Annotated in this window: 17 protein-coding genes and 1 other annotated feature; of the genes, 4 read left to right on the forward strand and 13 right to left on the reverse strand. The window is 37.7% G+C overall.

Annotated features, from left to right (window positions below):
• Positions 1 to 185 precede the first annotated feature (185 nt).
• From QYB95_RS09085 to ezrA, 5 genes are all read right to left on the reverse strand, one after another.
• The gene (locus tag QYB95_RS09085; RefSeq protein WP_301138021.1) at positions 186 to 398 is read right to left on the reverse strand and encodes an alpha/beta-type small acid-soluble spore protein; all 213 of its coding nucleotides are present in this window, start codon (positions 396 to 398) and stop codon (positions 186 to 188) included.
• 306 nt (positions 399 to 704) lie between these two features.
• Positions 705 to 917: an alpha/beta-type small acid-soluble spore protein gene (locus QYB95_RS09090; protein ID WP_301138022.1), complete on the reverse strand. Its 213-nt coding sequence runs from the start codon at positions 915 to 917 to the stop codon at positions 705 to 707.
• A gap of 101 nt (positions 918 to 1,018) precedes the next feature.
• The gene (thiI, locus tag QYB95_RS09095) at positions 1,019 to 2,227 is read right to left on the reverse strand and encodes a tRNA uracil 4-sulfurtransferase ThiI (protein WP_301138023.1); all 1,209 of its coding nucleotides are present in this window, start codon (positions 2,225 to 2,227) and stop codon (positions 1,019 to 1,021) included.
• Complete coding sequence (locus QYB95_RS09100; protein WP_301138024.1) at positions 2,224 to 3,372, reverse strand: cysteine desulfurase family protein; 1,149 nt, start codon at positions 3,370 to 3,372, stop codon at positions 2,224 to 2,226. Before QYB95_RS09100 ends, thiI begins: the two co-directional genes overlap by 4 nt.
• A gap of 128 nt (positions 3,373 to 3,500) precedes the next feature.
• On the reverse strand, positions 3,501 to 5,210 hold the full coding sequence (gene ezrA / locus QYB95_RS09105; RefSeq protein WP_301138096.1) for a septation ring formation regulator EzrA: 1,710 nt from the start codon (positions 5,208 to 5,210) through the stop codon (positions 3,501 to 3,503).
• 308 nt (positions 5,211 to 5,518) lie between these two features.
• Here ezrA and hisJ point away from each other — a divergent pair, with 308 nt between their 5' ends.
• Both hisJ and QYB95_RS09115 read left to right on the forward strand, forming a co-directional pair.
• A complete protein-coding gene (hisJ, locus tag QYB95_RS09110) occupies positions 5,519 to 6,310 on the forward strand; it encodes a histidinol-phosphatase HisJ (protein WP_301138025.1) in 792 nt (263 codons plus the stop codon).
• An 88-nt stretch (positions 6,311 to 6,398) separates the two neighbouring features.
• Entirely contained in the window at positions 6,399 to 6,878 is a 480-nt protein-coding gene (locus QYB95_RS09115; RefSeq protein WP_301138026.1) for a GAF domain-containing protein, read from the forward strand.
• 91 nt (positions 6,879 to 6,969) lie between these two features.
• Here QYB95_RS09115 and QYB95_RS09120 read toward each other — a convergent pair whose 3' ends face one another.
• Positions 6,970 to 8,847: a sensor domain-containing diguanylate cyclase gene (locus QYB95_RS09120; RefSeq protein ID WP_301138027.1), complete on the reverse strand. Its 1,878-nt coding sequence runs from the start codon at positions 8,845 to 8,847 to the stop codon at positions 6,970 to 6,972.
• A gap of 532 nt (positions 8,848 to 9,379) precedes the next feature.
• Between QYB95_RS09120 and rpsD the strand changes: the two genes are divergently transcribed.
• Positions 9,380 to 9,982 (forward strand): 30S ribosomal protein S4, encoded by a 603-nt coding sequence (gene rpsD, locus QYB95_RS09125; RefSeq protein WP_301138028.1) that lies wholly within the window; start codon positions 9,380 to 9,382, stop codon positions 9,980 to 9,982.
• 134 nt (positions 9,983 to 10,116) lie between these two features.
• Here the strand turns inward: rpsD and QYB95_RS09130 are convergent, their stop codons facing one another.
• The 3 genes from QYB95_RS09130 to tyrS all read right to left on the reverse strand — a co-directional run bounded on the left by QYB95_RS09130 (position 10,117) and on the right by tyrS (position 13,334).
• On the reverse strand, positions 10,117 to 11,460 hold the full coding sequence (locus tag QYB95_RS09130; RefSeq protein WP_301138029.1) for a hydroxysqualene dehydroxylase: 1,344 nt from the start codon (positions 11,458 to 11,460) through the stop codon (positions 10,117 to 10,119).
• A 319-nt stretch (positions 11,461 to 11,779) separates the two neighbouring features.
• Positions 11,780 to 11,962: a hypothetical protein gene (locus tag QYB95_RS09135; RefSeq protein ID WP_301138030.1), complete on the reverse strand. Its 183-nt coding sequence runs from the start codon at positions 11,960 to 11,962 to the stop codon at positions 11,780 to 11,782.
• A gap of 103 nt (positions 11,963 to 12,065) precedes the next feature.
• Entirely contained in the window at positions 12,066 to 13,334 is a 1,269-nt protein-coding gene (tyrS, locus tag QYB95_RS09140; RefSeq protein WP_301138031.1) for a tyrosine--tRNA ligase, read from the reverse strand.
• Positions 13,335 to 13,459: 125 nt separating this feature from the next.
• Positions 13,460 to 13,671, reverse strand: a binding site (T-box leader).
• A gap of 115 nt (positions 13,672 to 13,786) precedes the next feature.
• Here tyrS and QYB95_RS09145 point away from each other — a divergent pair.
• On the forward strand, positions 13,787 to 16,816 hold the full coding sequence (locus tag QYB95_RS09145; RefSeq protein WP_301138097.1) for a transglycosylase domain-containing protein: 3,030 nt from the start codon (positions 13,787 to 13,789) through the stop codon (positions 16,814 to 16,816).
• 81 nt (positions 16,817 to 16,897) lie between these two features.
• Here QYB95_RS09145 and argD read toward each other — a convergent pair whose 3' ends face one another.
• The 4 genes from argD to argC are packed head-to-tail and all read right to left on the reverse strand — an operon-like array spanning position 16,898 to position 21,116.
• Entirely contained in the window at positions 16,898 to 18,049 is a 1,152-nt protein-coding gene (gene argD, locus QYB95_RS09150) for an acetylornithine transaminase (RefSeq protein WP_301138032.1), read from the reverse strand.
• Between the two features lie 39 nt (positions 18,050 to 18,088).
• Positions 18,089 to 18,880: an acetylglutamate kinase gene (argB, locus tag QYB95_RS09155; RefSeq protein WP_301138033.1), complete on the reverse strand. Its 792-nt coding sequence runs from the start codon at positions 18,878 to 18,880 to the stop codon at positions 18,089 to 18,091.
• Entirely contained in the window at positions 18,843 to 20,066 is a 1,224-nt protein-coding gene (gene argJ / locus QYB95_RS09160) for a bifunctional glutamate N-acetyltransferase/amino-acid acetyltransferase ArgJ (RefSeq protein WP_301138034.1), read from the reverse strand. Before argJ ends, argB begins: the two co-directional genes overlap by 38 nt.
• A 15-nt stretch (positions 20,067 to 20,081) precedes the next feature.
• On the reverse strand, positions 20,082 to 21,116 hold the full coding sequence (gene argC, locus QYB95_RS09165) for an N-acetyl-gamma-glutamyl-phosphate reductase (protein ID WP_301138035.1): 1,035 nt from the start codon (positions 21,114 to 21,116) through the stop codon (positions 20,082 to 20,084).
• Positions 21,117 to 21,342: the final 226 nt, after the last annotated feature.

A 21,342-nucleotide genomic window follows, 5' to 3' on the forward strand; every position in this document is an offset into this window, starting at 1 on the left:
TAATTATAATATATTCACCTATTATATCAAAATATTCCTCGAAAAAGAGAAATAACCGTATTAAATGCAGATTAGATATGTATAAAGTAATAACAATTTTTATGGAATTAGAGAGATTTGACACTAAAATTTTGGGCCAAAATAAAAGCTAGCAGCATTTTAGCTACTAGCCCTTATTTATATTATTATTGTCCTGATGAAGAACCACGTAATTGTGATTCAGCCATTTGTACAAGACGTTTAGTAATTTCTCCTCCAACTGATCCGTTTGCACGAGCAGACGCTTCAGGTCCGAGTTGAACACCAAACTCTTGTGCGATTTCGTACTTCATTTGATCTAAAGCTTGTTCTGCACCTGGTACAGTTAGCTTGTTACGGCCACCGCTGTTGTTTGACATTTACCTCACCTCCTTGTGCATTTAGATTGTGCGAAAAACATTATTTAATACATATAAAATAGTGATTTTTTTGTTTCTAGCTCCATAGTGTAGACAACTTACGATTATTTTAACGTTTATACTTTTCATTTTTATAAACTTTTATCTTTTCGTTTACATTCCTATATTCCATTAAGCAGACATCAAGCAATTGGACTAAAACACTTCATAACCGGAAATACTTATTCATAAAGATCCTATGTCGTGGAAATGCATAAAATGAAAGAGCTAGCAGCGTTTGCTGCTAGCCCTTAATAATTTTAGATATTATTGCCCTGATGAAGAACCACGTAATTGTGATTCAGCCATTTGCACAAGACGTTTAGTAATTTCTCCTCCAACTGATCCGTTTGCACGAGAAGACGCTTCAGGTCCGAGTTGAACACCAAACTCTTGAGCGATTTCGTATTTCATTTGATCTAAAGCTTGTTCTGCACCTGGTACAGTTAGCTTATTACGGCTACCGCTGTTGTTTGACATTTATCTCACCTCCTTGTGCATTTAGATTGTGCGAAAAATGTTTTTTAATACACTGAAGAATAAAGGTAAGTATTTCCTGTCAAATGTCCTCATACAACGATTTATAATAGCCCTTCAAATTTATCTTTCATGTTGTTTTCTTCCGGGAACTTATATACTTCCCTGTTTCGAACAGCACGATCGATTAATTCATCGAATTCAGTAAAGCTTTCATAGTAAGTCACTTTTTCAACTTTTGGTTTTGTTTTTGGATTTGCCGGCGTAAAGATTGTACAGCAATCCTCAAATGGTTGAATGGATGTTTCGTAGGTTCCGATTTGTTCTGCAATATCGATAATCTCTAGTTTATCGAAGGCAATTAAAGGGCGAAGGATTGGCGTATTCGTTACATCATTAATTGCTGTCAGGCTTTCCAATGTTTGACTGGCTACCTGGCCTAAGCTTTCGCCGGTAACTATACCTAATGCACCAATTTCTTTACGCACTTCATCGGCAATACGCATCATCATTCTTCGAGTTGTCGTCATAATCGTATTGCTGGGAACACGATCCTTAATCAATACCTGAATTTCTGTAAAAGGAATAACATGCAAACGAATATTTGCTCCAAACTTCGTTAACTCATTCGCTAACACTTTTACTTTTTCCAAAGAGTTATCACTTGTATACGGCGGGCTGAAGAAATGAATCGCTTCTAAACGAACGCCGCGCTTCATTAGTAAATACCCTGCAACAGGGCTATCGATGCCCCCCGAGAGCATCAACAGTGATTTACCATTCGAACCAACCGGCATTCCACCAGCACCCTGAATAATCTGCGCCATCATATAAATGGCATCTTGTCTCACTTCAATCCGAAGTTCGACATCCGGTTTTTTCACTTGCACCGATATATTAGGATTATTTCTTAATACATGTCCGCCAATTTCACGTTGAATCTCATGTGATTCCAAAGGAAATGTTTTATCCGAGCGGCGCACTTCTACCTTGAATGTTAGTTCTTGCTCTTTAAATTGTTCCATTATAATAAGCGATAATTTTTTCATATCATCTAAATCTTTATTGCATACTGCTACAGGACTGAAAGATTGTATCCCGAAAACGGTAGGCAATTTTTCCATCAGTACTTCATATTGCTCTTCATTTTCCAGCGCAATATGCATACGATCACGCTCAGTTGCGATATCCAGCGGCGCAATATCAGAAAATGTGTGGCGTATATTTGCACGGAGACGATTGATAAAATCTTTCTTATTTCGCCCCTTTGTTGATAATTCACCGTATCTTATTAGTATTTCTTTCCAGATCATTGATTTTTATCTCCTTTTAACTCTTTCATCACATCTGTGAAGGCTTTTTTAAATTCCAGGATATCTTCGTCTGTATTTAATGCACCAAAACTTAAACGAATGACACCTTTTTTAAAATTCGAAAGCATGTTTAATGCTTCGACTACATGGCTTGTTTTTTTTTGCTTGGAAGAACATGCACTTGAAGTGGACACAATAATTCCTCTTTTTTGAAGGGCATTTATTAATATTTCTCCCTTTAAATCTTTGACACTAAAGGACAAAATATGTGCTGCCCCAGTTTCCTTGGACAGTAAATGAATATTTTCCCCGAATTCAGTTAAAAATACTAATAAATCATTATGCCATCTACGATATTTTTCAGTCGATTGTTCCATCATTTCGATGGCTATTCGGGCAGCTTTTGCGGTTGCAACAGCGAGAGGAACTGCTACTGTACCACTGCGTAATCCTTGCTCTTGTCCTCCACCCAATAAAAGCGGGATAATATTCATCTTTTTACGGAAGGCAATAATGCCGGAACCTTTAAGGCCATGTATTTTATGTCCAGAGATTGTAATAATATCGGGACCCTCTTCTCCATTAAAGAAAATAGGTAATTTACCAAAACTTTGAACAGCATCCACATGGAATGCAGCACGGCTATTTTCGTGGATTATTTTGGCAGCTTCTTCAATTGGCTGAATTGCTCCCATTTCGTTATTCACATGCATCATGCTTACAAGAACTGTATCTTTGCGAAGCTTGGCTTGTAGTTCCTGCAATGATATGACACCATTTTCATCAACTTTCAGGAAGTCAACTTCATATCCTTCGTTTTGCAGTGATTTTACAGCTTCTAAAACGGAAGGATGTTCAACTTCTGTTGTAATAATATGTTTTCCTTTATGCGTATTTGCTTTAGAAATACCGAATATCGCAAAGTTGTTTGATTCCGTTCCCCCAGCTGTAAACAATACATATTGACCTTCCGTATGAAGAAGATCGGCTATCTGGCCTCTCGCTCGGTCCAGTAAAGTATTTGCCTCAACTCCTGCTTCATGAATAGAAGAAGGGTTTGCATAAAAGGATTCATTCACTTGTACAAATGTATTTAAAACCTCTTTGTGCGGTTTTGTAGTAGCACTGTTATCTAGATAGATCATTGTATATCCCACCTTAAGTTCTTGCATTTATAAATTTAAAAGTATTCGATTCGATTCATAAGAAAACCACCAACACTTAAGTGCGGTGGCTTCTACTTTAATTATAACGCTATTGTCAAGTATATTGGCTAATATTGAGATTTTTCGTAAAGCTCATCCTGAACAAGTTCTTCAATACGTTTAATTGCTCCTGGCTCTGCCAACTCAACTGCTGCGGCGGCATCTTCTAACGCTTTTATGTACCGGTATTGATGGAAAGCATATTCAGATTCAAGCAGAAGATCATTCACTTTTTGGTTCGTCGCGCGATAACGGTTTCCATATTGAATGATTCTTTCTATCAACATGACATTCTCTATCATTTCTTGCGCATGTTTACTTACTTCTTGTATACATTTTTCTGCATTTTCTATGTTCCCTTGAACGCGGTTCATATTGAGTGGTACATCTTGCAAACTTTGCATCACGATATAAATTTGTTCCTCAGCTTCTTCTATTCTGGCATCCATTTCTTCGGGTATTCCTGGAATATTCGCCTTACTAAGCTGTCGGTCGGTTTCCTGCAAGATTCGTTTTAAAGAATCCAGCTTTGCACGAGCCTTATTTTCATCAATTCTTAAATTCTTTAAACGACTGGAGAACTGTTCCTGTTCGTCTTTAATTCGTTCAATTTCTTCACTGATTTCAACCAGCTCTTCCTGCAAACTCGAATAAGCCGATTTTTCATCCTTGACACGTGATACGAGCAGCTCAAAACGTTTTTGGATGATCTCCAGTTGTTTGAGGCCAATTTTTGGAATATCTGCTTCATTTTCAGGCAAATGATAACTATTTTGCACGTATACTGCTTCATTACTGATTTCTTTTGTTGCTTTGACTACTTCATTTAAAGTTTGGAATGTATCATCACAATTTTTATCCACATAATTTCTGGCGATGACTTCTTTTTCTAAAAGATCATAGTAATTCTCAATCTCATCATTTATTTCATTTAGTCGTGGAGCTACTGTTGCTACATCTAAATCGGCTAATTTTGATTTAAGTGTTTCCAGCTCTTCTTCAAGATCGTCAAGATACTTGGTTAACTCCAAATGATTTAAGTAATAAGATTGCGCTTCCATTTCACGTTGTCCATTCCTCAACTCATGGATGGCAGCCGGTATTTTTGTTTGAATCTCCGTAAGCAACGTTGGGACCTCAGATAATAAGTGATAGATTGTTTGTGCTTCCGTATTTAAGCCTAAAACAATTTCTCTGGCTTGCAAGTAATTCCCGTCCACCGTTAATGCATCGTATTCTTCAAATTTAGGAGTAAATTGCTCCACTCTTTTTTCTAATGCTGCCAGGGCTGGACCAAAAGAATATTGATGGGCCAGCAAAGTTTTTCTGGCTGATCGATAATGCTCTTTAATTTGCTCAATCTCAATGCGGTTCTTCTCTTCACTGCCAATTAACTCTTCCAATTCGCTAATGATTAGATTTTTACTCTTTTCGCATTTAGCAATATACTCCTCAATCGCCTGTTCTACATTAGAAGCTTTTTTAAATTTGAAACGATCGATGTATTCTTCCGCATCAAAAAGCATAGAATCTATTTTGATAACATGGACATCGATAACTTCGGTCCAAATGTTACGCCAATGTTCAAACTTTTCCTCTGTTTGACCATTCATATTTAGAGACTTTACCTTTGTTAGCTCCTCAAATATAGGATAATGCTGAATTTGCATTTTTTCTTGTTCAAGTCGCTGTATAACAACATTATGTTTCCGACGGATCATAAGCCCAACGATAAATAATGCTAATAGTACGATGACGACAATGATGATATACTGCATCATAAGCCCCCTATTCCCAAATCACTGTACCTGCTACAATTTTGTATCTATAATATACCATGTTTTTTTTCATTTGTTTAAAAAAATACAGCTTTTTGCTAGTAAATTGTAATAATTATATAGCCATTTGTGTTAATTTAATAATTCTTCACGAATTTGAGTCATTCTACTATCAAAAAAACAAAATCCTAGATTATTATTTTATTAAGTTAGCATATAATTAAAAAATAGATTATAGGTAACTTTTACCGAGGCTTCTATCGATTTTTGCAAGCATAGACGATTAATCCATCCGGGGAGGTTTGTTCATGAAAAAAGATGGCCATATACATTCACCTTTTTGCCCACACGGTACTAAGGATCCGTTTGAAAAATATATCGAAAAGGCAATTGAAGAAAACTTTTCTGAAATTACTTTTACCGAGCATGCACCTTTACCAACTAACTTTGTTGACCCTACACCAGACAAGGATAGCGGGATGATACCAAAGGATTTAACTGCCTACTTCGAGGCATTACAGGAGCTGAAACAGCAATACAAAGATCAAATCACCATTAAAGTGGGATTGGAAGTAGATTATATTGTTGGTTATGAAACGGAAACAAGAGCATTGTTGGACATTGCCGGCCCATTACTTGATGACGCAATCCTTTCTGTCCATTTTTTAAAGCACAACAATACATATACTTGCATTGATTTTTCCGATGAGGTTTACCTTGATTTTGCCCAGCAGTTAGGTGGCGTTGAGAATCTTTATAATCTTTATTATGATACTGTTTTACAATCCATTGATGCGAATCTCGGCCGTTTTAAACCTCGAAGAATCGGTCACCCGACCCTTGTACACAAATTCCAGCTAGCACATGGAGAAAAAATCGATGATAATCACCGTATTATTGAAGTATTAACAAAAATGAAAGATAAAGGCTACGAATTGGATGTAAATAGTGCAGGCATAAGCAAACTATTTTGCAAAGAACCTTATCCGCCAGTGCACATGATTGAATATGCTCGCTCCATTTCTTTGCCGTCAGTCTTTGGCTCGGACGCACACAGCGTAAAGGATTTACATCAGCATTATGATACAATAATGAAATGATGAAACTGCAGTCCAAGTGGGCGAAATTTTGCCCAGGATTGTTGTACTAACTGTTCATACAGGATATAACTAATTTTGGAGGTTTAAGATGTTTACACAAGTACAATATGAAGGTCCAGTTCTAAAAAAATATGAAACATTATCTAAACAATTAGATGCACTACTGGAAGGTGAAGCGGATTTAATTGCCAACTTAAGCAATGCTTCTGCCCTTTTAAATCAATTTCTGGATAATATCAATTGGGTTGGGTTCTATTTAATGAAAGAAGGCGAACTTGTACTGGGTCCATTTCAAGGTTTGCCGGCTTGCGTTCGTATTGCGGTAGGTCGTGGTGTTTGTGGAACAGCTGTTTCAGAGCAAAAAACAATGCTCGTAGATGATGTTCATGCATTTCCTGGTCATATCGCATGTGATGCGGCATCGAATTCGGAAATCGTCATCCCCTTGATGAAAGACGGCGAAGTACTTGGTGTCCTAGATATCGATAGCCCGATAAAGTCCCGATTTACACTCGAAGATCAGCAAGGTCTGGAATTATTTGTCCAAACTTTACAAAAGTTTTTATAAAAAGCCCGGGTGATTTTAATTTCATAATTGCCATAAAAAAACTTACTACTCCAAATAAGCGAATTACACTTATTTGGATTGTAGTAAGTTTTTATTGTTGAAGTAGCATCGACTCGTTAAAAATGGAAAATTTATTTTTGCCTGTGGACTTGGCATTATAAAGTGCAGTATCAGCATGTAAAAAGAACTGATGGAATTTTGGGCGTTCATTTGCATTCCAAGTAATTAAACCAGCTGAAACTGTAACCGTAGGATTTGTAGCCTCTGGAATCGACAACACGATTTGTGACGCTATTTTTTCAACTTCATCGGCTAAAATATTGGGTATGTAAATTGCTAGCTCTTCTCCACCCCACCTTGCACATATACCCCGGGTTCCTATCACTTTTTTTAGCTGATTCCCAATTTGGACAAGCACCTCGTCACCAACTTGGTGTCCATAGGTATCATTCACTTGTTTAAAATTATCTATATCAATTAAAAGAAACATTCCTGCACTATCATGATTCAATGAATTCTCGACAAATTTATCAAGGAAACTACGCGCGTGTAATTTTGTTAAGTGATCATGATCGACCATTTCCTGTAACTTATTGCGTAAAATCGAGTTTGCAATGGCTAGAGAAGAGTGGTGGATAAGTGATTGCATTAGTTTAAAACTATCAAAAGAGAAAAAGTATGAATCGCGATGCAATACGATGCTGAAACCATTTATACGTTGTTCCACGATCATCGGGATGGCCATCATCGAATTGTATTGAAGTTCCTTTCTAATCAATCGGCTGCAATCCGCAATAAATAACGGCTCTTGACTATTCTCAAAATGTCTTGAGACGTGATTAATAAATAAAGAACCTTCCTCGGTATCAAAAAGCGCTGTTGATCCCTCCACTAACTCCAACTCCGAATCATTTTTCAAAACAAAGCATAATTCCATTGGTTGGAAAGATTTCATTAGCTGTTTATGTAAAAACATAAACATTTCTTTACTTTCTAGTTTCATATTTAAACGATGAGATGTTTCATTAATGAGTTGAAGGTCGCTTATCAACCTATGGGACTGGTGATATAGTTTGGCATTCTCCAAGGCATTCCCGGATGCATGTGCAAGCATTCTTATAAAATCTTCCTGTGTCTTTGAAAAAACATAACCGATAGGAGCGCTAACTTGCAGAATTCCATAAATGGCTTGTCTACCTTTAATAGGCGCATTCAGTAAACAACGGTTTAACTCAGGAACTTGGTCAATCGTAATTTTGCCTGAGACAAATGCCTCAATTGCCGAGGGTCTTTCAGAGAGATAATCAAACGGTTTAATCTGCACCTTGGTTTGACGATCTTGATCATTGGATAAGATTAGCTCGACATTAAAGTTTGGGAAATTATCTTGTATGGTCGTTAATACATTTTCCAGTATTAAATCAATATCCATTGTGGAATGAAACAAATCAGTCATATTATATAATTTGCGGTATTGGCCTTCATTTTCCAGAATTTCAATATTTTTATAGAATGCATTCAAGATTTTGGAAATTATATCTACAAAATATTGAAAATATTCACTTTGCGAAAAGGCCATCCATTTTGGTGTGGCATCTAATACCATAATACAGTTGATACTTAAGGATTCTGTTTTAAGTGAAAGTATATGAGAGAATTCATTAAATTCCTTTTTACCTGATAGAAATCTTGGTACTTCAATCAACTTCCCTGATGAGGCTTCTGTCCAGAAATTACTCCAATGAAAATCGTTGAAATCTATTTCGAATGAGGACTTAATATGACATGGTTTTGATGATTCACATTCAAATAAAAGAAAACAGCATTTCTCAATATCAAAGTACTGTTTCAGGCTATTCTGTATCAATAGGACATATTCATCATAGCAGTTTTTTTGATTCATTGAGTCCATACATAAACTTAATAAATCTGATTTTATATTTGTTAAAATCTCCCGATGTTCTCTCATAAAAATCACCTTTTCTAAAGTAACAAAAATCATTTTTTATGTAACTTAATGTAAATTATACACGCCTTGTGCCAATTTGACTATTATTTTCTAATTAAATAGGATTATATATTCAAATCATCCAATATATTACAGCATGATTATTTCATAATTTTAACAATTTCCATATACTAAATTACCATATTAGTGTACCATTCATTTGCAACAACAATCCTTGACTCATATATTAAAAAATTATATAATAGTCTTCGTGTAAAATAAACGCAGCAGTTGTATAAGCTGTGTCTGTATTTTATTCCTCTTGGTCAACATATCGTTCCGAGATGGTGTATTGTGTAACCCTATCGGCTGCAAGGGCGAAGATGCATGAATATAAAATCCAGCAAGTTTCGGGTACAACTGGTTTTTGTTTTACTAATAGAAAAGACATACTTCGATATTATAACGGAAAAGTGTTTTTTCTAAAAACTGAAGCAGAAATTTAATATTTCGTTCAGTACAAAAAACCAAATTAAAAGGAGGAGACAAAATTATGTCTCGTTATACAGGTCCATCATGGAAAGTGTCTCGTCGCCTTGGTATTTCATTAAGCGGCACAGGTAAAGAATTAGAAAAACGCCCTTATGCTCCAGGTCAGCACGGTCCAAACCAACGCAAAAAATTATCTGAATACGGTTTACAATTACAAGAAAAACAAAAACTTCGTCATATGTTTGGTATGACTGAGCGCCAATTCAAAAACCTATTCGTTAAAGCTGGTAAACTAAAAGGTCTTCACGGTGAAAACTTCATGATCCTTCTTGAAACTCGCCTTGACAACTTAGTATACCGTTTAGGTTTAGCTCGCACTCGTCGTGGAGCTCGTCAATTAGTTAACCACGGTCACGTTTTAGTTGACGGTAAACGCGTTGACATCCCTTCTTTCAGCGTTAAACCAGGCCAAGTGATTTCTTTACGCGAAAAATCTCAAAGCCTAGCTGTAGTACAAGAAGCTATCGAAGTAAACAACTTCGTTCCAGATTACTTATCATTTGATGCAGACAAAAAAGAAGGTACTTTTGTACGTCTTCCAGAGCGTTCTGAATTATCAGCTGAAATTCAAGAACAATTAATCGTAGAGTTCTACTCTCGTTAATCCTAAGTTTGTGTATAAAGAGGATGACTTTGGTCGTCCTCTTTTTTATGGAGCATATTTCTCCACATTAGGCAGCTATTCTACAAAAAGGTTGATTAATTACTGAGGCCAAGTCCTGGCTACTGTACAAAAGTTTATGGTTCTTTTTCATCAAGTATTAATTTTGCTGCATTCATTCCGGAAATTACAGCCCCCTCCATCGTTGCAAAAAAAGGCTGTCGGGTATAATCCCCCGCTAATAGCAGACCATGAATAGAAGTTTTCTGTTCAGGACGCAAGTGATCATTATTTGGTTCTAGGCTATGAAAATCCTCTGGATGGCTTACAATTCGATAATCCGTCAACTCCGTTTCCAAATCTAGCCCCAATTCTTTTGCATCTTTTTGTACATGCTTTAAAATATCCTCATCCTTCATGTCCAGGAATTTTTCTGGCGGAGTTAATATAATTGAAAGCCTGCCAGGAACGTGTCTAAATGTCGAACGCGACTGTTCAGCAAAACTAGCCAGTGAAGTTAATGGGCCAAATGTCGTTCGGTCGACTGGAAGTATTGGCTTTTTAAACTCCATCTGAATTGTGACAGCAGGCATTGTTGGCAATGCAAAGATATTTTCAAAGGACTTATCTGTTTCAAAATGACGCTTCAAAATTTTTTGGGCTCCACCCAGATTTGCAGCGACTACAACGTGTTTTGCCATAATTTCACTGCCACCTTCCAATTTAACTCCACCTACTTTTCCCTGGTTCATAATTAACTCCGTTACTTTAGTATCTGTTCGAACTGTTCCTTTATTTTTAATGATTTGTTTCGCAAGAGGTTTGGCCAATATCTCTGTCATCCCCCCCAAATATCCTCCAATTCGCAATTTATAAAATCGAGGGATTCCCGGAAGAAATAATCCAAAGAAGACTTTTGCTGAATACCTTTCAGGTGGCAGAAAGAAAACTCCTGCACTTAATGGGATTACAACATAATGCAATGCATTTTCACTAAGATTATATTTATCTGCAAACTGCCTTACGCTATACTCATCTAATTTATCCGGATTTTTTGTATACTCCAGAAATCCATTTGTAAAAAAAGCAGCTAATGAAAGTTTGTCTTCAAGAGTTAGAATATCATTGTTTCCAAATGCCCCTTTTAACGTATCTATTGGGCCATAAATTGGTGAAATGCCAAAAGTCGCCTTGTCTTTGCTTCCTTTAATCCGGATATCAATTTGTTCCTCCCATTGAACAATATCATCCACATCCACACCAGCTTTTTTAAGAATTTTCGGCAATGCTTCATAATAACCAATGTGTCGATGGAATCCTGATTCAACAAGCATACCATTCTCATCCCATGACGCTGTTCTGCCGCCAATTACTCTGTGCTTCTCCAGTACAATTACGGATTTCCCGTTTTCACTTAGTTCCAAAGCAGCCGTTAAACCAGCTAAACCCGAACCTACAATAATTGCATCAAATTCTTCCAAAGTGAACCACCCTTACTCTTTTAATTTTCATATCTAAATTTGGGGCAGGTTGAAAAAAATCGACATGTAAACAATCTGCATATTACCCCTTTGAATAACTTAATTGACTTTCATTCAAGCTAAATCTTAGTAAAACCACTTCAAAGATAAAATATACCCCTATTAGTTCCAATAAAACGTATAACGAACCTGTATCCCCTTGTATTGGGAGTAGTAAAAAATAAAAACCCCGAATTGCCACTTTTTAAAAAGTGGCAAAACTCGGGGTTTTGTATAGACTGTTCAAAGACATATCTATACTCAGTGTGAGAGTAATTACTTAGCGATTCTCACTGTTGTTGTTATTGTTGTTATTGTTTCTGTTGTTGTTGTTGTTGTTGTTGTTATTATTGCGGTCAAAGTTCAATTCTTCTGCAAACTCCGCACGGTTGTTGCGGTTTTCAGCATCATTGTTTTGACGGTTGTTGCGTTGGTTGTTGTTGTTGTTGTTGTTTTGTGCCATGTCTCTCACCTCCACCATATTAATATGAGCGAAAAATTTTTTTTCATTCTAAAAAAAAGCAAAAAAATGTCCTAGCTCAACTTCGGAACTAGGACACTTTCATTTAGTTAAATTTTACCATATGGTATTTTTTCTTGCCTCGTCGGATGATAGCAAAAGCATCTTCCAAACGGTCTTTACTATCAACTACATAGTCAAGGTCAGCTATTTTTTCTCCATTCACCGAGATTGCGCCATTTGTTACGTCCTCACGGGCCTGACGTTTTGAAGATGAAATTTTGGCTTCTACAATTAGGTCCACTATATTTTTATCTTCTTTAGCCATTTCAATAGAAGGAACACCGGCAAAAGCTACTTTCATCTCTTCTACAGATAAAGCTTTTAAGTCGCCAGAAAATAAAGCTGCCGTAATCTTCTCGGCCTGTTCAAGACCAGCTTCACCATGAATTAGCTTTGTCATTTCCGCAGCTAAAGTTTTTTGAGCTTTACGCAAATGTGGTTCTTCTTGGACAGCTGTCTCTAATTCTTCAATTTCTTCACGCAATAGGAATGTGAAGATCTTCAAGTATTTGATAACATCAGAATCAGCTGTATTGACCCAGAATTGGTAGAATTCATATGGAGACGTTTTTTCAGGATCTAACCATACAGAACCACCTGCTGTTTTTCCAAATTTCGTGCCGTCCGCTTTTGTTACTAATGGAATTGTAATTCCAAAGGCATTTGTTTCTTCCTCATGCGTTTTTCTGATAACCTCAAGTCCTGTTGTAATATTTCCCCATTGGTCTGATCCACCAACCTGGATTTTTACATTATAGTTATCGTATAAGTAGTTGAAATCAAGTCCTTGAATAATCGTGTACGTAAATTCAGTAAATGAAATTCCAGATTCCAGACGGGAAGCAATTGTATCTTTTGCCAATAAATAATTCACATTCACTAGTTTTCCATAATCACGCAAGAAATCAATCACGCTTAATTTTCCAACCCAATCGTAGTTGTTGACAAGTTGCGCGCCATTTTCGCTTTCACTAAAATCAAAAATACGCTCCATTTGTGCTTTTAAACCTGCTACATTATGTGCAATCTGATCTTCAGTTAATAAATTTCTCTCTGTAGAACGACCAGATGGGTCTCCAATCATTCCTGTTGCGCCGCCTACTACCAATACTGGTCGATGTCCAGCCTGCTGGAATCTGCGCAGCGTCAGCAGTGGTACGATATGTCCTATATGCATTGAATCTGCTGTTGGGTCTACGCCAACATACAATGCTACTTTTTCTTCATTTAGTAATTTTTCCATACCTTCTGCATCGGTTTGTTGGTATAACAAGCCGCGCCATTGTAAATCTTCAATTAAAGGGTTTGTCATTTTTTATCCTCCATTCTTCCTCTTTGCATTATTTATAATTAATAATTAAAATAAACCAGGAATTCAAACTAACTTACAAGCATTCATACATAAACAAAAAAGTCCCAGCATGCAGATACAATGCATGCTGGGACGTCAATTAGCAAATTTAACGCGGTACCACCCGGCTTGAAGAAGTCATCATAGCACCTCTTCCTCTTTAGAACGTTTTAACGCAACGCAGTCGTCCAGGCTCCAAGAACGTAATTCGTGTTTCCACTATGTCTAGCTCCCACCAACCGCTAGCTCTCTGAATCAGGGAATGAAAACACTACTTCAATCTTATCATCACTTGAAAAGTATATTGATTATTCTACTCGTTTTAAAATCAATGTCAATATCTATGTTCGCACTATAGTGAATTATGCTATAATAAACGAGATTTTAGGGGGTGACGTTTCGTGAAAGAATGGATGAATCGTATAATCGAATATATTCGACAATTTAATGCGAAATTAGATAGATTAGCAACGTCAAAGCAAATGAGCAGAATAAGAATTACCGGTAGTGTGATATGGAATTTAATTCTTATATTCCTGATTTTCACCACTACAGCAGCCATTTTCATCGGCGGCCTGGGACTTGGTTATTTTGCATCACTTGTCAAAGATGATCCACTCATGACAAAAGCAGAAATGCGAGATCAAATTTATAATTATGACGAGACAAGTGAAATCTATTTCGCTGGTGATATTTATATAGGAAAGCTGCGAACTGATCTGGAAAGAAGGGAAACTTCTATTGCCAAAGTTTCTCCTACATTAATTAATGCTGTACTTGCAACAGAAGATGAGTATTTCAATGAACATGATGGAATTGTTCCTAAGGCCGTTTTACGCGGACTTTTTCAGGACATTACAAACTCATCCACTCAAACAGGCGGTTCTACTTTAACCCAGCAATTAATTAAGAACCAGATATTGACGAACGAAGTTTCATATGAGCGAAAAGCTAGAGAAATACTGCTAGCCCTTCGTGTAGAGAAATTTATGACGAAGCAAGAAATTATTGAAGCTTATTTAAACATCATACCTTATGGTAGGAATGCATCCGGAAAAAACATTGCCGGTGTAGAAACCGCAGCACAAGGGATATTTGGAATTTCAGCATCCGAATTAAACCTGGCACAAGCTGCCTATATTGCCGGTATTCCACAAGCACCATTTGCACATACACCGTTTACCAATAAAGGTGAGATAAAGGATGCTGAAGGTTTAAAACCTGGGATTGAGCGTATGGAAACGGTTCTTAAGCGAATGCTGGCTGTTGGTTATATTACTCAGCCAGAGTACGAGCAGGCTGTGAAATATGATATTACGAAAGATTTCCGCGAGCCAGAACCAGAAGCTACAGATAACTATCCATGGCTTACATATGAACTAGAAGATCGAGCAAAAGAAATTATCGCACGAGTATTGGCAGAAAAAGATGGAATCGATCCTAAACGTTTAGATGAAGAAGAAAACCTGGAAGAAAAATATATGATTCTCGCCGACCGCGATGTACGATCCGGGGGTTATAGAATCTATTCAACAATTGATAAAGGAATGTATGACGCAATGCAGGAAGCTGCACAAAACTTCCAAGGCTATGGTCATACCTTTACAAAAACCGAAATCGATGAAGAAACCGGCGAAGAGATTGTCACTGAAGAACCAGTTCAAGTTGGCAGTATTGCCATTGAAAATAATACAGGTAGAATTCTAAGCTTTGTCGGTGGCCGGAAATTTGACTTAGAGCAACAATTCAACTATGCAACACGCGCGTTTCGTCCTAATGGATCAACAATGAAACCACTATTAGTATATGCACCGGCAATTGAGTATGGTGTGATTGGTGCCGGTAGTCCTGTAGTAGATGTGAAATTTACTCGGGGCTTCGATGGATATAGCCCAACGAACTATCTTGAAAATCAAGAATTGGGTATCATTCCAGCCCGTGAAGCATTAGCTAAATCTCAAAACCTGCCAGCATTACGATTATATGATTCAATTTTAGATAAAAAACCGGCTGGATACCTAGAAAAGATGGGATTCTCACAAGTTACGCCTGGTGACTATGAAAACTTATCGGCTGCTATAGGTGGTCTAACTTACGGTACAACAGTGGAAGAAAATACAAATGCATTTACAACCTTTGCAAATGGTGGTCAGTTCATCGATGCCTATATGATTGACCGTATTGAAGACTTGGATGGCAATATTATTTATAAGCATGAAGTCGAACCTGTCAAAGTATTTTCACCTGAAACATCTTATATGGTCACAGATATGTTAAGAGATGTTCTAGATCAAGGTACAGCAACTAGAGCAAACAGTGCATTGAAATTTTCATCCGATTTTGCTGCAAAAACAGGAACTACTAATGATTTCAAGGATGTCTGGTTAGTTGGATACAACCCTAATATTTCACTGGGTGTCTGGTTAGGATATGAAAATAATAAGTCACTTGCCCAATTCAACAATACGTATGGACAGCCAAGTACACGAGTGAACTTATTGTGGGCAAGTTTAATGAACTCCCTATATGATGTAAATCCAGAATTAGTCGACCCTGCCGGACAATTTGAACGACCTGCGAATGTTGTTAACGCATCATTTTGCGGTATTTCGGGAGATGCTCCTTCAACGGCATGTTCACAGGCTGGTTTGGTTCGTTCAGATTTATTTAACCGAAATGTCTTCTTGCCAAGTAAAGTGGACTCAAGTTTAAATGCCTCCACATCTGTAATGATTGATGGAAAAGCATATATTGCATTAGATTCGACACCAAGAGAATTTGTTATTACAGGCGGTTCAGGAATTAATGCTGAATTTGCCAGTCGAATCCTTGGTCGTCTTGGTGGAGATCCTTCGAAATTATGGCCCGGTGGAACAAGTAATGTTGTATCCTCTGCCAAGTTCAATGCAGATGGAAGCCCTCCACAGGCAGTAACAGCTTCACACCAAGGAAATGCAATGACTTGGTCTAAATCAGCTTCAAACGATGTGATTGGTTATCGAGTCTACGATATAACAAATGGTAGTCGTACCCTTGTATCCACATTAAGGGATGGAAGCGGCCGTCAATCTACTATTACAAGTGGGAGATCCTACATTGTTGTAGCTGTTGACATAACTGGACGAGAGTCTGCCAACTCAAATACGATTACAACAGCAGTTGAAACACCAACAGAACCTGTACAACCTCCGGAAAATAATAACGCTGACCCTAACAATGGGAACGGTGAAACGGATGGTGGTTCCGACGATGGTTCAAACGGCGAAGGTAATTCCAGCGAGGATGGCAATGACAACCCGAACGGTAATGATGAGGGTAGCGGCAATAATGGCAATGGCAATGGCAATGGAAATGATAACGAGAATAATAACGGTGGTGAAAATGGTAATAATCCTGGGAATGGAGCAGGGCAAACTCCACCAACAGATGAGACAGATCAATAATAAACCGGGTTTATCTTCAAATCTTTACTAAAGTTAAGCTACAGCCTTCATAATTAGAGAATCAAAAAAGCTCAGTCTCACTTAAGAGACTGGGCTTTTTTCCTCTACTAAAATCTTTTTCAGAATTTCAATAGCACTATCGATTTCTTCAGTTGTTACCGTCAATGGTGGTAGAAGTCGCAGCACTTGTGGACCTGCTGCAACAAGCAGTAAGCCCTCTTGCTCTGCTTTTTCAACTAAAGTTGCAACTTCTTTTCCACAATCCAGGCCTATTAGCAACCCTCTACCGCGTATTTCAAATTGTTCCTGAGGTAGTGCTTCTTTTAGTTTACAGATTAGATACTGGGATTTTTCTTGCACTTCGTCCAGGAACGATGAATCAAATACATGATCGATAACCGTTTGGGCCACAGCTACGCCTAATGGGTTTCCTCCATATGTTGTTCCATGTGAACCTGGGCCAAAGGTTTCATATAATTCCGCTGTACCCAGAATTCCACCAATCGGGAATCCACCACCCAAACCTTTTGCCATGGATACTATATGAGGTTTTAAGGGTGTTTGTTCGAATGCAAAACGTGTACCCGTGCGGCCTATACCTGTTTGAACTTCATCCACAATAAGCAATACATCACTATTTTCACATATTTCATTAATTACCTGTGCAAATTCTTCCGTTACCTCGATAATACCGCCTTCTCCTTGAATAACTTCAAGCATGATGGCAGCCACAGTATCATCTACTGTCTCCTTAAGCGCTTCTACATCATTAAAAGGAAGATACGTAAACCGATCGACTAACGGTCCAAAACCTTTTTGAATTTTCTCTTGTCCCGTGGCAGACATTGCACCGAAAGTCCGGCCATGGAATGAATTTTCAAATGTTATAATATGATGTTTCCCTGTATGTTTTCTGGCTAATTTAATTGCTGCTTCATTTGCTTCTGCTCCACTATTGCAAAATAATGCATGGGCTAGATGATTATCCTCTACCAGACTTTCCGCTAAAGCAACTTGACCTGGACTCTCAAACAAATTACTGATATGCCAGATCTTTTCGCTTTGTTCCTGTATTGTTTTTACTAATGCCGGATGCGCATGACCTAAACAACAAACCGCAATTCCACTTGTAAAATCGAGATATTGTTTTCCATTCGCATCTTTTACAATGGTTCCTTTTCCTTCAACTATACTAACTGGTCTTCTAGAATAGTTATTAAATAAAGCAGTCATTTAATCAGCCCCTTTTCTTTTTTTAGGAACGCAATTCCCTTACAGTCTTGCCATCTTCTCACTAAAAGAAGGTACAATGACTGTTCCTGTTAATTGATCATCAACAATTTGTACTGACGGCACACCAGCTTCTAACACCTGAATTGCCCCTTTTACCTTTGGTATCATGCCACCATAAATATACCCGTCATCAATCCATTGGTCGATTAAGCTTGGAGTTGCTTCTTCTTGGTATTCTCCTTCGATACGAATGCCAGTAACATCTGTTACGAGCAATAAGCTTTCCGCCTCTATCGCCAGTGCCACTTCACTAGCAACCGTGTCTCCGTTGATATTAAGTGCTTGGCCGTTTGCAAATGCTCCAACGCAGGCAATTACAGGAACAATGTGATTGTTGCACAAAGTATTGATCAGCTCTGTATTCACTCGAGTTACTTTTCCTACAAAACCATAAGTTTCTTGCTCTAAAAACTCGCTTTGCAGTAGTTGGCCATCAAAGCCATTCAATCCTACTGCCAAGATTCCTGCTTCATTTAACTCGCTCACCAAAGCTGGATTTACTTTCCCTATTAATGTTGATTGGACAATGTTGATCGCTTTTTCGCTTGTTACGCGGATTCCATTAAGAACAGATGAACTTACATTTTGTTTTTCTAGTTCCCTATTAATTGCAGGACCACCACCATGGGTGATAATAATGTCATAACCTTCTTGCTGGAGATTTTTGAAATTGGAAAAGAAGGCTTTATTTAAGCCTTCCAATGTACTACCGCCAAGTTTAATGACGATTTTTTTACGAACGGTAGGAAGCATTGATTTGAACGTAGTCATAAGTTAAATCGCACCCCCATGCCAAACCGTGTCCTTCACCTTGCCCTAATGACACGTAAATTTTCACTTCATTCGCTTTTAAAATTTTAATTAATTCTTCTTCAGAAAAAGGTACTGGTTCCCCATTTTCCACCATTAATGCATTGCCGATCTTGATTGTAATCTTTTCTGGGTCAACCGTTGCACCACTATATCCGACAGCTGCGATAATACGTCCCCAGTTTGCATCATTTCCGAAGACTGCGGTTTTGACTAAAGGTGAACCAACTACAGTTTTAGCAATTTTTCGCCCTTCTTCATCCGAGATAGCTCCGGTTACTTCTACTTCTATTAATTTTGTTGCGCCTTCTCCATCACGCGCAATTGCTTTTGCCAGATCTTCAGCTACCACTTGCAATGTACTATAAAAATTATGCCAATCCGGATGTTGTGGAGTTAAAGAATCGTTTTGAGCCAACCCATTTGCCATAACGATTACAGTATCATTTGTAGATGTGTCGCCATCGACCGTTATAGCATTGAATGTCAAGTTTGTAATTTCTGAAAGAGCGGCTTGCAATACATCCGATTCAATATTGGCATCAGTAGTTATGAATCCAAGCATCGTTGCCATATTCGGTTCGATCATTCCAGAACCTTTCGCAGTACCGGATATTACCACTTCTTTGCCATCAATCAATGTACTATAAGTCGTATTTTTCATTACTGTATCCGTCGTTAAAATTGCTTGTGCAAAATCAATGCCATGCTCTAACGTGTTCCCTAGCTCCAACTCTTCAACACCAATTCGGATTGGCTCCATTTTCATAATTTCACCTATAACACCAGTTGATGCAACGCCGATAAGTGAAGGGTCGATTCCAAGTTTCAACGCTGCCAAGTTTTGCATTTCATATGCATCTGCAATCCCCTGTTTACCAGTACAAGCATTGGCATTTCCCGAGTTTACGATTAATGCCTGCATTTTACCCGACTGGTAAACTACTTCTTTTGTAACTTTTAAAGGAGCAGCTTGAATAGCATTCGTAGTAAATACACCCGCAACACTTGCTGGAACTTCACTTACTAAAAGTGCTAAATCCTTTTTCTTATGCTTAATGCCGCAATGCATACCAGCAGCTGAAAATCCTTTAGGTGATACAATATTCTTGCTTGAAAGTTTTCTAACCTCATACAATGTATTCAATATTTTTCTCCCCCTTTAAATAAATAACGGAACTACATCCAGACCAAGCTTCTGTGGTAAATCCAACTGAACATTCATATTCTGGATTGCTTGCCCGGCAGCCCCTTTTACTAAATTGTCGATTACTCCAACAATCGTAGCCCTGTTCGTTCTTTCATCCAATTGCACAAATATATCGCAATAGTTCGAACCTTTTACACGGTTTGTTCCAATTGAAGAAACATCTTGTACCACTCGCACAAACGGGTGACTTTTATATGTTTCCAGCAGGCAATCATTTAACTGTTTATTTGTAACACCCGGGAATACTGGTGCATATGAAGTGGCCAATATTCCACGCGTCATCGGAACTAAGTGCGTGTTAAAAGTAATGGTTGTTTCAAAATCTGCAAACATTGCAATAGCCTGTTCAATTTCTGGAATATGCTGATGTTTGTTTACTTTATATATAGAAAAGTTTTCATTCATTTCACTATAATGCGTTATTTGGGAAGGCTTATTTCCTGCACCAGACACACCACTTTTGGCATCAACTACCAAATATTCGGGATCGATTAATCGCTCTTTTATTAAAGGCAGTACTGAAAGTAAAACAGCGGTTGGGTAACAACCTGGATTGGCTATTAAACTAGCGGATTTTATGTTTTCTTCATTCCACTCAGTTAATCCATAAACACTTTTCTTAACAATCGATTCCGGTGCTGGTGCTTTAGCGTACCACTTTTCATAAGCCCCTAAATCTTTTAGGCGATAGTCACCTGAAAGGTCTATGAGCTTAGGGCCAATATCGACTAATGGTGGCAACAATTTGCTTGTTACCCCAGAAGGAGTACTTGTAAATACCACATCAAAGCCAGCCAGAGACTCGGCTTCAATCTTTTGTAACGGTGTATCGTGAATCGTTAACAAATGCCCAAATTTCGAAGAAAAAATTGTACCTTCTTCAGAAGAAGTAAATAATTCTATCTTTTCGACTTCTGGATGATTGTGCAAGAAACGGATCAATTCCAACCCACCGTATCCTGTTGCCCCTATTATTCCAACCTTCAATTCATTCACCCCTAAATTTGAAATCCTGCTTGCGTCAAAATTTTGTGAGTTAATCTATTAATTTATTAAGATTTTCCCTTTTCTTGTTCTTAATCTGTCATAATAACGTTAGTATAAGTCTGCATAAATATTTAGTCAACTGTATTTTTATATATTTTCTAAATTTTTAAACGCATAAGAAAAGGGTACTCTATCATATTTTAAATCAGAGTACCCTTAAAACAAA

Origin of the sequence: Ureibacillus aquaedulcis (assembly GCF_030418165.1) — a bacterium.
Lineage (GTDB): Bacteria > Bacillota > Bacilli > Bacillales_A > Planococcaceae > Ureibacillus > Ureibacillus aquaedulcis.